The sequence below is a fragment of the Bacteroides xylanisolvens XB1A genome, from assembly GCF_000210075.1.
GTDB classification, from domain to species: Bacteria; Bacteroidota; Bacteroidia; order Bacteroidales; family Bacteroidaceae; genus Bacteroides; species Bacteroides xylanisolvens.
In genome coordinates, this window is sequence record NC_021017.1 from 1052858 (window position 1) to 1066162 (window position 13305).

At 46.4% G+C, this 13305-nt stretch carries 6 protein-coding genes; 1 reads left to right on the top strand and 5 read right to left on the bottom strand.

The window, feature by feature from the left end:
• Nucleotides 1–306 precede the first annotated feature (306 nt).
• The gene (locus tag BXY_RS04475) at nt 307–1446 is read left to right on the top strand and encodes a DNA alkylation repair protein (RefSeq protein ID WP_015531287.1); all 1140 of its coding nucleotides are present in this window, start codon (nt 307–309) and stop codon (nt 1444–1446) included.
• 9 nt (nt 1447–1455) lie between these two features.
• On the opposite strand, the gene BXY_RS04480 is transcribed toward BXY_RS04475, so the two are convergent.
• The 5 genes from BXY_RS04480 to BXY_RS04500 all read right to left on the bottom strand — a co-directional run bounded on the left by BXY_RS04480 (nt 1456) and on the right by BXY_RS04500 (nt 13241).
• Entirely contained in the window at nt 1456–3273 is a 1818-nt protein-coding gene (locus BXY_RS04480; protein ID WP_015531288.1) for a RagB/SusD family nutrient uptake outer membrane protein, read from the bottom strand.
• Nucleotides 3273–6017, bottom strand: coding sequence for a SusC/RagA family TonB-linked outer membrane protein (locus BXY_RS04485; protein WP_008022044.1), 2745 nt, complete (start codon nt 6015–6017; stop codon nt 3273–3275). Before BXY_RS04485 ends, BXY_RS04480 begins: the two co-directional genes overlap by 1 nt.
• A gap of 195 nt (nt 6018–6212) precedes the next feature.
• Complete coding sequence (locus BXY_RS04490; protein ID WP_074708257.1) at nt 6213–8288, bottom strand: glycoside hydrolase family 20 protein; 2076 nt, start codon at nt 8286–8288, stop codon at nt 6213–6215.
• Nucleotides 8288–10612: a glycoside hydrolase family 20 protein gene (locus tag BXY_RS04495; RefSeq protein ID WP_015531290.1), complete on the bottom strand. Its 2325-nt coding sequence runs from the start codon at nt 10610–10612 to the stop codon at nt 8288–8290. Before BXY_RS04495 ends, BXY_RS04490 begins: the two co-directional genes overlap by 1 nt.
• A gap of 34 nt (nt 10613–10646) precedes the next feature.
• Nucleotides 10647–13241, bottom strand: a complete 2595-nt coding sequence (locus BXY_RS04500; RefSeq protein WP_134993307.1) for a beta-mannosidase — start codon at nt 13239–13241, stop codon at nt 10647–10649.
• Between the last annotated feature and the right edge of the window lie 64 nt (nt 13242–13305).

Sequence of the window (13305 nt, forward strand, 5' to 3'; positions counted from 1 at the left end):
TATCATATTATCATATATAAGGTATAAGTGGGCTGCAATCTTTTTTGTGGCCCACTTTTTTTATGATATTCTCTAAATAGCCCCCCCTCTCGCACAATCTTTTCATATAGTTTACCTAAATAAGGCGCAATATAGGGCTATCCTAAAAAAAATGGCATATATTTGTATAACAAACAAATAGATCGGCATAAAATAATTATCAACACTTTAAAATTCAAATTATAAAAAACGAATTTATCAAAGAAACATTATTTAGTCGTTCCATAAAAAAACAATAACTGTTTAACTAAACTATATATTTAAAGAATGGCAGAACCTTTTAAAAACATGTTTAACGAGCAATTTTTCGATCTGTTTACGAAAGATTTGAAACTTGTTATCGACGATTTTGATGCTTGCGAGTTTGTATCTCAAGTGATGGACGATGAATGGGAAGGCAGGGAACTTAAACAACGCTGCATGCACATCACAACGGTGCTAAGAAAGTTTTTACCGGCAGATTACAAAGAGGCGATCGCTAAGATACTTGAATTGTTGGATCATATAAAAAAGACACGGCCTGATTTCTCGGTGATAGACGACACGAAGTTTGGTTTGACTTTAGAGTATGGGGGGATTCTGGATAATTATGTCGAACAATATGGACTGGACGATTACGAAACTTCTGTCAAGGCGATAGAGAAAATCACGCAGTTCACAAGTTGCGAGTTTGTGGCTCATTCTTTTATTATCAAATATCCGGATCAGATGATGAAACAGATGTTGGTTTGGTCGAAACACGAACATTGGGGAGTCAGGCGGCTTGCGTCAGAAGGCTGTCGTCCGCGTCTTCCCTGGGCGATGGCGTTGCCGAACCTGAAAGAGAATCCTGCGCCTATCATTCCTATTCTGGAAAATCTAAAAAATGATCCGGCAAGATTTGTGCGATTGAGCGTTGCCAATAATTTGAATGATATTGCGAAAGATAATCCCGAAATCGTTATTGATTTAGTGAAGAAATGGAAGGGAGAATCGAAAGAGGTGGATTGGATTATTAAACACGGTTGCCGGACGCTCTTAAAACAAGGCAATCCGGAAGTGATGGAGTTGTTTGGCTTCAACTCTACTATCAGCAATATCTGTGTGGAGGATTTCCAAATTTCAAGCCCGGAAGTGAAAGTCGGGGATTCGTTGGAGGTTAGTTTTAAACTGTTGAACAAGAACGATCAAACAACCAAGATACGACTCGAATATGGAATCTATTACCAAAAAGCAAATGGAACGTTGACGAAGAAAGTGCATAAAATCAGCGAGAAAGAATATGTCAGGAACTCAACCACGCGAATCACCCGAAAACATTCTTTCCGGGTGGTTACAACGAGGAAGCTCCATCTCGGACTTCATCAAATTGCTATGATTATCAACGGGAATGAATTTGAAAAATATAGTTTTGAGTTGATTGAATAATAACTGCTGTTAATACCCCGGATTCTGCTTCAACTTCGTATTCATCACCCGTATTTTCTCCGGTATAGGGAACACGGTAGTATATCCGTTTCCCTCATCCGGCAATTGCGGACGGCTACTGTAAGCTCTTGTAAACTTCCCGAAGCGAACCAAATCTTGACGTCTCCAACCTTCCCAAGCCAGTTCCAGTTGGCGTTCGGCAAGGATATTCTCTAAAGTGGCAGTGCGAAAGGAGGCATTGACGCGGCTACGGACTTCATTCAGTTCTTCATCTCCACTGGCTCCATTGCGCACTTTCGCTTCACTCTTCATCAACAGAGCATCCGCGTAGCGGAACAATACAATATCATTCTCCATCAACTTACCGTCTTTTGTGGCAGTCGGGTCAACTTCGTACTTCTTCATACGGGCTCCTGCTGTTTGTTCATACGGGGTATCTGTAATATCCAGAGCTACTTTCCAGGGCAGATACTCCAATACGGTGCCATCATCCAGCTTGATGATGTTTCCTTTCAGGTCGCGCACTACTCCCGCAAAATAGCAAATATCAAAGCGGGGATCTTGTTCGGCTGTTTCATAACCGAAGGTTTGGAGGGCTTCAATAGTTGCACTGGGGCCGTTCTCACCGCTTAGGCCGTACGCCTTGGCATGGTTGTAGTGGCGGGAGCGGAATAGATATTGCATTTGATTGGTGTACAAGGTTTTATTCATCGGAATGGTAAAAATATTCTCTATCGATGATTCATTAAAAATGGAGAAATTCGTTTCGTATTTTGGTTCCAATTCATTGTAGCCCATCGCCTTTAGCTGGTCACAGTAGTAGATGACTGTTTCCCACGCATTGAGTTCGTTGCCGTTCACTGTAAACTTTATGTTTTTTCCGTCCGGACGTTGTCCGTCTGTCCAATCATTATCCGTATAGACTTCGGAATTCAGAGCCAGTTTAGCCAATAGGAAAGTGACTACCGGACGGGTGATACGGCCATAATAAGGACCGGACTGGTTACTGTGCGCATCGCTCAACAGAGGAGCCGCTTCCTGCAATTCCTTGAATACAAACTCAAAAACCGTTTTCCGTTCACTCTGGACAACATCTTTCATTGCCACTGAAGAGGATTGAACCAACGGGATGCGTCCGAACAAATCCATCAGATAATAATAATACATGGCTCGCATGGCCTGCACTTCCGCCCGGTATGCCGGAAGTACAGCATCGGAATGGGTTTCGGCAAACTTGTCTATCCGTTCGAGCGATTTGTTGCTTAGCATGACGACTTTGTAAAGATATTCCCATGTAGCTTGGATAGCGTCATTCTCTACTCCCCAATCGTGCAGGTAAAGTCCTTGCCAAAAGCCGCCATCGTACCAGTCGCCTCCACGGGTGGGGATAATGGCTTCGTCGGAAGTGAAAGTGTTCAGGTCGTAGACTCCCCTACCCGTTCCCTGCAATCCCTGACTGTCGCTATAACCGCCTATGTAAGTATAAAGTGAAGCTACCGCATTGAGATATACTTCCGAGATCGTATTGTAGACATCCTCTTCCGGTAGTTTGTCTTTCGGATTTTCCTGTAAGAACTTATCACAGGAAAATAAGGTTAGACTCGTCACCAGAAAAAATAATAATATTCTTGAAGGGTAGATTATTTGCTTTGAGAGTCGTTCTACTCTCCTTAAAATCGGCTCTGTATTTTGTACTAATTCTGTTTTACTCTGCAAAAGAGATTCTGACTTTTGCGACAACTGTTGACGACTTTGTATAAACAGTTCAACCTTCTGCAAAAACTGATTTCTATTTTTCATATATCGTTTCATCCTCTCCTCCTCCATTAAAAGTTAATACTCAATCCTAAGGTGTACGTCCGTGCCAACGGATACCCCCGTTTATCGTCCACGCCCAACGTTGAGTTCACCGTGGAACTGTTAATCATGGGCGAAAGTCCCGAATAACCGGAGATGGTTGCCAGATTGTTGACAGTAAATGCTAAGCGCAGGGAACGGACGTATTTCTTTAGTTTCTGCACCTTCTCAATCGGCACGTTCCAGCCCAGCGTCACATAGTCGAAGTTGACGTAATCTCCCTTTTCCAGCCAATAGTCGGTGGCAGTCTGATCCTTGATGTTCTGTTGCGGAGCTTTCTTCATTACATTGTAGTCGGGGAAGATATTCATGTTCATATAGGTCAGGGAAGTTCCGTTGTAGATTTTATGTCCGAAAGCTCCGTTTATCTGCAAAGACAGGTCGAAACGCTTGTAACGGAAACTGATGTTAGATCCCAGAATCGTTTTGGGTACGGCTTGTCCTGCCACGTAGCGGTCTTCACCATCTTCCAGACTGACGCCTCCGCCATTCAGGTCGGCAATGCCATAGGTATATCCACCGTTTCCGTCGGACTCCAGTCCGGTGCTGTGAGGGAGATAGAACACGCCCAACGGTTGCCCCACCATCTGATAAACGATGTGGTTGTAGCCGCCGTGGAAGCCGGCTCCATCAAGGCTGGCAAGACTTTTATATTCGGAAGCGGAAAGCATTTCGCCGTTATACATACCGCTCAATGAAAGCAGTTTGTTGCGCTGAAAGGTGATGTTGGCATTGATATTCAGTTCCATGTCCTTCGTTTTCAAAGGGGTGATACCGATGGCGATTTCCGTACCCCAGTTGCGCATGGAGCCGATATTGGCAAGCAAGGTGTTATAGGTGAAAGGGGGCACGCTTACGTTGTAAAGGTAAAGCATATCCGTGGTGCGGGAGTTGTAATAGTTGGCGGAAAGCAACAGGCGGTTGCCGAATAAAGCGATGTCGAAACCGGTATTAAAGGTATGTTTCACTTCCCATTTCAGATCGGGATTCGTATTCCGGAGATCTCCCAAAGATACAATGGCGGAGTTTCCGACGGGGACGACACCGTTCGGCTTGACAAGATTCAGTGTTGTGTATGAGTCAATCCCGCTTTGGTTACCTGCCAGACCGTAACCGATACGGAATTTCAGATTGTCTATCACGGGGAATTGCTTCATAAATTCTTCTTCACTAATCACCCATGCCGCGGATGCAGAGGGGAAAAAGCCCCATTTATGGTTGGCTCCGAATTTGGAGGAAGCATCTGTACGGGCGTTCAACGTCAGTACGTAGCGGTCGGCGTATGTATAATTGAAGCGTCCCATGAAAGATGCCAGGCGCGGTTGCTCGTAGTAGGAATTAGTGCCTTCCCACAAACGGAGCGCTCCTGCCTGAAGGTTATTATACCCGAACTTATCGGTGCTGAAATTGCTGACTGTGGTATAATAGCCTGTGTAAGTCTCTTTCTGAAGTTCGGCAAGTGCCAGTACGTCAAAGAAATGCTTTTTCCAGTTTTTCTTATAGGTCAGCATCATGTTTCCCAATAAGGATTCGCGCTTTTTGGTTCCTTTGTATGCCTGACCGTTCGCCCAGACGGAAGTGGGGAGGTATTGCGAATTTTCTACGATATTGTAAGTATAAGCTCCGAACAGGCTTAGTTTCAGTCCTTCCATCAGATTGAAAGTGAGACGGGCGTGCGTACTGATGTGCGAAGTGGCATCATCGTCCTGCACTTCCATCCATGCCAATGGATTGGTGATTTGGCTGGCGGTCGTTATTCCGTCCCACGAATTGGTGACGGGGTCTTTATGATTGGGATAGGTAGGATTGAACGTAGCTGCCGAATAGAACGTTTTCTGATAATCTACCAGGTTATGATTCTTCTGAATGGAGCCGAACATTCCCAGTTCGCAGTTCAGGAAGCCGTCGAACATTTTCTGATTCATGTTCATATTTGAAGTGAAATTCTTCATGTCTTCATTCAGAATCACTCCCTGACGATCCATAAAACCGAGGGAAACACGATAACTGGACTCACTGGAACCGCCATAAAAGGCGATATGATGATTCTGTTGCAGTCCTGTCTGCTCAATCTCTTTCTGGAAATCGGTATTGTTCCCTTTGTCCAGAATGGAAATGCCTCGTTCCGATGCTACGCGGCGGAATTCATCACCGGACAGCATTTTCAAATTCTTGTAGACGGTGGAAATCCCGAAGCTACCGTTGTAAGCCACCTGTGTCCTGCCACTCATCCCTTTTTTGGTGGTGACTTCTATCACACCGGATGCACCTCGCGAACCGTACTGTGCGGTTTCGGAAGCGTCTTTCAGGATGGTAAAACTCTCAATATCCGTAGGGTAAATGGAGGTAAGCATACTCAAGTCGCCAAATACTCCGTCGACGATAATCAAAGGGTCGTTGCCGCTGGTCAGTGAGGTAGTTCCCCGCAGGCGTACCGCATCCAGAGCCGCCGGTCCGTTGGAACCCCGCTGGATGGTCAAACCCGGCACACGTCCACGGATTGCTTCCAAAGGGTTCGTTATCTGGTCTTTGTTCATCTGTGTCTCCGTGATTTTCTCTACGGAGCCGGACAGGGTTTTCAAACTTCCGGTGGCATATCCTACGGTAATCAATGAATCTATGGGCGCGACGGGAATCTTCTGTGCCAACGTGCCCTCGCACGGGATTACCAGAAGAAGAAGGCTGTAGAAAATGAGTCTAGCGTGTTGTACCATATTCTTAGTTTTTAAGGTAATAATACAAATATAACAAAAAAAGAGGGAATCTGGTTGAGTAGATTCCCTCTTTTATTTAAATGATATTGACAGGTTGAAATCAGCAAGTCCGGATGATACGGATTACACGGTTGCTTTAGGCCGGAATAATCCTAAAAAAACGCATCATACGTATTATCCTTATGCCTGCAATATTTATTTCACAATAATCTCATCCGTAAATATCCAGCCTCCGAATTCACTTCCGGCCTGTGCCTGATAGCGTACGTATCTTCCTTTGGCTTCGCCCTGCCATGAAATATCCGTAAAGCGGATGGGTGTTTCTTTGCTCACTTCAAAGTGTTGTTTGCGCAACTCGGTGAAATGGGTTCCGTCATCGGAAATGGAAATCACCACAGTCTCCGGCAGGAATACTTCCGCGCCTACCACCTGCATAAAGGCGGCAGTGACAGAATGGATGGAGGTTTCTTTTTCCATATCAATCGTCACATCGAGGCGGTTGTCCGAGATGAATCCTTGCCACGAGCCATCACCATAGGTCCAATCGCCACGTATGCCGTCCGTCAGAGCGGTGTTTCCCTGTGCCGGATAATGGGAGCTGTAAGGTGAATTATAAATCACCTTTTTACCCAATGCCAGATGGCTGACCGATTGAAGCGACTCGGGACGGCTGCCGATTTCTTTTTTCAAATCGAAAGGATGGTATCCTTTTGCCTGCAAATCGGCCACTGCCGACAATGCACGGGTATGGAAATCCGGCCATGACTTACGTTCCGGAGCCGACCAGGCTGTTTCCGCCAATGCCAGGATTCGGGGGTAAATCATATACTCCACGTGTTCGGGAGTGGGAATGTATTCCACCCATAGGTTGCCCTGCACACCGTAGACCAACTTCGCCTGTTCCGCAGTTAAAGAAGCGGGAACGGGATTGTAAGAATATACTTTCTTCAACGGCAGGTATCCACCGATGGCTTCCGGCTGCGAATATGGGGCATCCTGATAACTGTCCAGATAGCAGTAGGCACCCGGCGTCATGATGGCACGATGGCCGGAGGTTACGGCAGCGATGCCACCCTCTTCTCCACGCCATGACATGACGGTTGCGTTGGGGGCAATGCCTCCCTGCAGAATCTCGTCCCACCCCAGCAGATGACGTCCATGATTGTTCAGGAACTTCTCAATGCGGTGTATCAGGTAGCTTTGCAGCTCGTCTACATTGGCAAGATGCTCGTCCGTCATTCTCTTCTGACATTTCGGGCAGGTCTTCCAAGCCGACTTGCCGGCCTCATCGCCACCGATATGAATGTATTCGGAAGGGAAAAGTTCCATGACTTCCGTCAACACATTTTCCAGAAACGTGAAGGTTTCTTCATTGCCGACACAGAAATCGGAGTTCTTGTAAGGTTCACCCGAACAGGATAACTGCGGGTAGGCTGCCAGCACTTCTTCCGAATGGGAGGGCATCTCAATCTCGGGAATCACCGTGATATAATGCTGACGGGCATATTCCAAGATTTCACGAATATCATCCTGGGTGTAATAACCGCCGTAAGCTCCGGGAGCATCGAAACGGACATATTTACGTCCGCCGTTCCACCATTGCTTCCAGGTGGGATCTGTACGCCAGGCCGCAAATTCGGTCAGCAAAGGGTATTTCTTGATTTCTAACCGCCAGCCTGCCGCATCGGTCAGATGCAGGTGCAGACGGTTGATTTTGTAATACGCCAGTGCGTCTATCTGTTTCTTTATAAACTCTTTGGTAGAAAAGTGGCGGGACACGTCCAGCATCAGTCCACGGTAAGCAAAACGGGGAGTGTCTTCTATCTCGACAGAGGCTATGGAATAGCTGCCTGCCCCCGAAGGTTGTGCCAACTGCAACAGGGTTTGCAGACCATAGAATAATCCGGCTCCCGAAGTGGCGCGTATCAGGATTTGTTGCGGAGTGACGGAAAGGGTATAGCTTTCCGGCGATGGCAACTGGTGGTTCTTTTCAGTTATCAACAGAGAAAGTATATTCTGCGTATCCTTCTTTTTCCCTTTCTTCAAATGAACCGGCAATGCTTGCAAGCAATTTTCCAGAAGCTGCGCTTCTAAACCCTGCAAGTTTATATAAAGTTTTGTGTTCTCTGACAGTAAAAAACAGCCCGTCCCCTGCTCCATTTTTAATGGGACAGGTATGACGGACTGTGCTTTGAGGGAATGTGCGGTTAAGCACATTCCCAATACCCATAAGAAAAGACAAACTTTAGCGTATCTATTTCTTATATTCATTAATCTATCGTGATTTCGTCTACAAACAAAAATGCCGGACTATCTTTGCCGCCATGCCATGCCGGCATTTTACTTTCAGACAAGGCAACCACTTTCACGTATTGAGTTTTCACCGGGCTGAATGACAGTTTATGTTCATAGATACCATTCTTATCGCTTTCTTTCATAGCAGGATACTCCTCGGAAGCAACTTTGGTAAAGTTCTTGCCATCGTCCGAAACTTCTACGGAAAGTCCTCGCGCGTCAAACACCCAGTCGCCCTTCTCCACGCAAGTAGAAATAGCAACGCTCGAAATCTCGGTAGGCTGCTGAAGATCGATAGTCATGTCCATATCGTTCTTGTAGAACGCAATCCAACGACCGGTTTTGTAATTGCCATTTCCTTTCAAGCCGTCTACTAATGTAGATTCGCCTTTGAACATGTATTGCTTGTTGACCGGCTGGTTGGCTACAATCGGCTTCATGCTGGATTTGCTGAAATTAACCTTTTCAGAAACCACACGGCTATTTCCGGTAGGACGGACAGCAATGGCAGAGAAAGTTACATTTTCCTTGATTTTCAGCGGGCTTTCATAAAGCGGGGAAGCAGCGGTAGGTTCCGTGCCGTCCAAGGTGTAATGGATAGGCGCATTGTCAATGGTAGACAAAGTGATGTCCAGTGTACCGTCCGTCGGGTTCGGCGTGTATTCGGCAGTTACATTAAATACATGTTTGGCATAGTTGTATCCTTCCGCATCGTACCATTTAATCAGGCGCGGCAGACGGGACAGGAAGTCTTCATAATTCTTCTTGTCGGGAGCCGACCACTGGATTTCGGACAAGGCAGCCCAACGGGGCAATACCATATACTGGGCATGAGAGAAAGTAGGAATGTATTCAGTCCAGAGGTTAGCCTGCACGCCTTTGATATATTTCTGTTCTTCCGGAGTGAGGGAAGCCGGCATCGGCTCGTAGCTGTACACTCTTTCAAGAGGCAGGTAACCACCAATACCGAGAGGTTCGTTCTCCGTATCTTTTGTCTGGTAGTAGTCGAAATACAGGTAAGTGTTCGGAGTCATGATAACATCGTGTTTCTGCTTGGCTGCTTCGATACCACCCTTTTCACCACGCCATGACATAACAGTAGCGTTAGGAGCAAGTCCGCCTTCGAGGATTTCATCCCAACCGATGATCTGACGTCCGTGGTCGTTGAGGAATTTTTCGATATGGTTGATTACGAAGCTCTGCAGACGTTCTTCCTTGCTATGCTTATCATCCGATTTCAAGCCCAGCGCCTTGATACGTGCCTGACATTTCGGACATTTTTCCCAACGTACTTTCGGACATTCGTCACCACCTACATGAATATATTCTGAAGGGAAGATTTCAATCAATTCGCTATATACATCTTCGAGGAATTTCAAGACTTGATCGTTTCCGGCACAAAGCACATCTTCAGATACTCCCCATTGTCTCCATACTTCGTACGGGCCACCGGTACATCCCAATTCGGGGTAAGCGGCAAGGGCAGCTTGCATGTGTCCCGGAAGGTCGATTTCGGGAATAACTGTGATATAACGTTCGGCAGCATACGCTACTATTTCTTTCGCCTGCTCCTGGGTATAGAAGCCACCGTAAGGTTTGCCGTCGTATTCACCGGAGTTACGTCCGATGACTGTTTCTGTTCTCTTGGAACCGATTTCTGTCAGCTTCGGATATTTCTTGATTTCCAGACGCCAGCCCTGGTCTTCGGTAATATGCCAGTGAAAACGGTTCATATTGTGCAAAGCCATCATATCGATATATGTCTTCACTTCATCTACGGTAAAGAAATGACGGCTGGTATCGAAGTGTGCACCACGATAGCCAAAGCGGGGAGCGTCATTGATTTCTACAGCGGGCATGGAAATGTCTGCACCGACAGCCACAGGCAATGATTTGTGCAGGGACTGGATGCCATAGAATACGCCGGCCTCGGTAGGACCAGTAATCGTGATTCCGTCACCGGCAACTTTCAACTGATAGGATTCCGGATTTTCGTTTGCCGTGCCCAATGTCAGTACGATTGCATTCTTACCTTCCGTTCCGGCTTCGATAGCGAAATCTTTTCCGGTAGCGGTTTTCAGATAGTCGGCCAGGAATTGTGCGTTGCGTTGCATCTTCTCGTTTCCTTCCGGATAGAGGATTTTCACACCGCTCTTCAGAATGAAGGGATTTCCTTGAGCTGTTACAATTTCTTGTGGCATGGGGATGATCTGGTAGTTGGCTTCCTGTTGCGCCGATTGGCAAGAGGCAAAAAGTCCTGCTAGTGCCAGACATCCGGTTAACTTTAAGAGTTGTTTCATAAACTAAAAAATTAAGTGTTAAGTTATTAATAAATTAATTATAGGTTTCACGAATATGATTGATTGTCAAAGGCAACTCCTCTCCTTTCTTTATTTGGGGAGAAGTGATGACAACTGTCTTACGCTCTCCGGGAAGGAGGTCGAAAAAGTTGTCACTGAAACGGGCTCCCTGCAAAGGGATTTCAATAAAGACGTCTTTGGCAAGACAGGGAGAAAGCAGGGTCAATTCGCACACGCCGTCTTTCTGTTTTATCTTGCAGGAAACGGTTGTCTTGGGCAGAAGCAGGTCTTTCGTCTTTCTAAAGAAGTAGACTGTTTCGGCTACCGTATGCCCGGACTTGTCTTTCAAGGTCAGTTGCATGAAGTGGTGCTGTTGTTCTTTGGATGACAGCCAGGATTCTATTTTCATGCGGTAAACGCATTGGGAGGAGTTAGCCGGGATTGCCAATGGTTTGAGTTGTATCGGTTTACCTTGTTTCTTTCCGTCAAAGTCTGTGACTCTCATTTCCAACGTCATGTGGTCTTTGGTGTCCGGACAGTCGGATATCAGGTAGATATTGAGACTGTCGTTCTGCTGGATAGGGTTGATGAGGATGGGAGCAAAAGCTCGTTTGGCCTGATAATGTAGGGCTTTCCAGTTGCCATAATAGTCGATGCTCGACCAGGATACTACCGGCCAACTATCATTCAGTTGCCAATACAGTGTACCCATGCAGTAGGGACGGTTCCGGCGGTGTGCTTCCAGCCCGTGACGCATTCCCTGTCCTTGCAGCACTAGTCCGACGTAGACAAAGTCTTCAAATTTTTCGGGAATGATATAGTCACGTTCCATATAGGTGCGAATCAGGGCATTGCCAATGCTGCTTTTCTGATGGGCATTCATCACCTCCGATTCGATTTGATAATCTTCAGGAGCCGCAAAGGTGGCAATAGTCTTCATCTCCGGGAAGGACTGGAAACCGAATTCGCTCATGAAACGAGGGAGGTCTGTATCTAGTGATTCGAAAGTTTTTTGGGCATACCATACTCCCCAGTTGTGGCTGTCTCCTATCCCCCATGATTCGGGGCGTCCCCAATTGGCTAAATACGGGGAGCTATGTATATAAAAACGGTCGGCATCCAGCTCTTTTACCTTGATAGGAAGGAGTTGGCGGAACAGTTTGTCATAGCCTTGGAACATTTCCTGATAGATTTCCGGCGTGAATTTCTTGTCGAATCCCCAATATTTCAAGGCTTCCAGTATTTCATTATTGCCACACCACATCGCCAGGGAAGCATGATTGCGAAGACGGCGAATGTTGTAGCAGGCTTCTGCTTCTACTCTTTTCAGGAAGGTTGGGTCGGACGGATAGGGAGTGCAGGCAAACATAAAGTCCTGCCATATCAGTATTCCGTTTTCATCTGCCAGGTCATAGAAACGGTCGTCTTCGTAGGTCCCGCCTCCCCACACACGAATGACATTCATGTTGGCTTCTTTGATGTCCCGGAATAAGGTTTGGTAGCGTTCGGTAGTGACGTTGGTCAATAGGGCATCCTGGGGAATGTAATTGGCTCCTTTGGCAAACATCGGAACGCCGTTTACTTCAAAATAGAAGGATTCTCCGTCCTGATCTTTTTCATTGACGAGACGAACGGTGCGCAGTCCTATCCGGTGGGATTGTTGGGCTACGACTTTATCTTCTACGATTATTTGAGCGGAGAAATCATACAAGGCGGGCTTTCCCCAGCCATTCGGCATCCAACGTACCGGCGACAGCACTTCGGAAGGAATAGATATATGATTGATTCCGGGCTGTAGGGTGATTGCCTGGCTAATGCCTTTTTCTGTGTTTCCTTCGAAGGAGGTATTGATTCTCACCTCTGCTTGAAGTGCTTGAGGGAGGATATTATTTATTTCCAATTCGTTGGATAGTTTTGCCAGTTGGTCGGTCAGCGAGAGTTGCTTTACGTGGTAGTCGCTGATAGAGGCTGCGTCGTAATAACGGATGGTTACCGGACGCCAGATACCACTGGTCACCATGCGGATTCCCCAGTCCCAGCCATAACTGTAAGGGGCTTTACGGGAGAATACGCTTACATGTTTTTCGTGATGATCGTTGTCTGCCGGATAGTTGAATCCGTTAGAGTTATATTGAGGCATTGTCTGCCGGATGGGTGAATGAAAATAGATGTGAAGAAGGTTTTCTCCGAGACGGAGTTGTGACTTGACGGGTATCGTATAACCGACGAACATGTTATCCGCTTTCAACAACAGTGCTCCGTTGAGGTATACATCGGCGTATGTGTCAAGACCTTCAAAGACTAATTGGGCGTCGTCCCGTTTCAGTTGCTCGGGGGTAACTGTAAAAGCAGTCCGGTACTCCCAGTCTTCATTTTCCACCCACTGAATCTTCTGTTCATTGATACCGTAAAAAGGATCGGGAATTTGTTTATGATAGATAAGATCCTGATGAACGGTGCCGGGAACCTGTGCCGGTCGCCATAGCTCCGTGCCTGCCTGGGAAAATTCCCAACCTGCATTTAAAACCACAACTTCGGAATTGTCATTGCTCTGCGCATATGCCATACTGCAACAGCATAGTAGTCCACATGCTATTTGAGTCTTTTTTCCGATTAAATTAATCATCATAGTGGGGGCATTAGATATTAACGGTCTCAAAGATATTACTTTTTCAGCAAATTTCACTGATAAT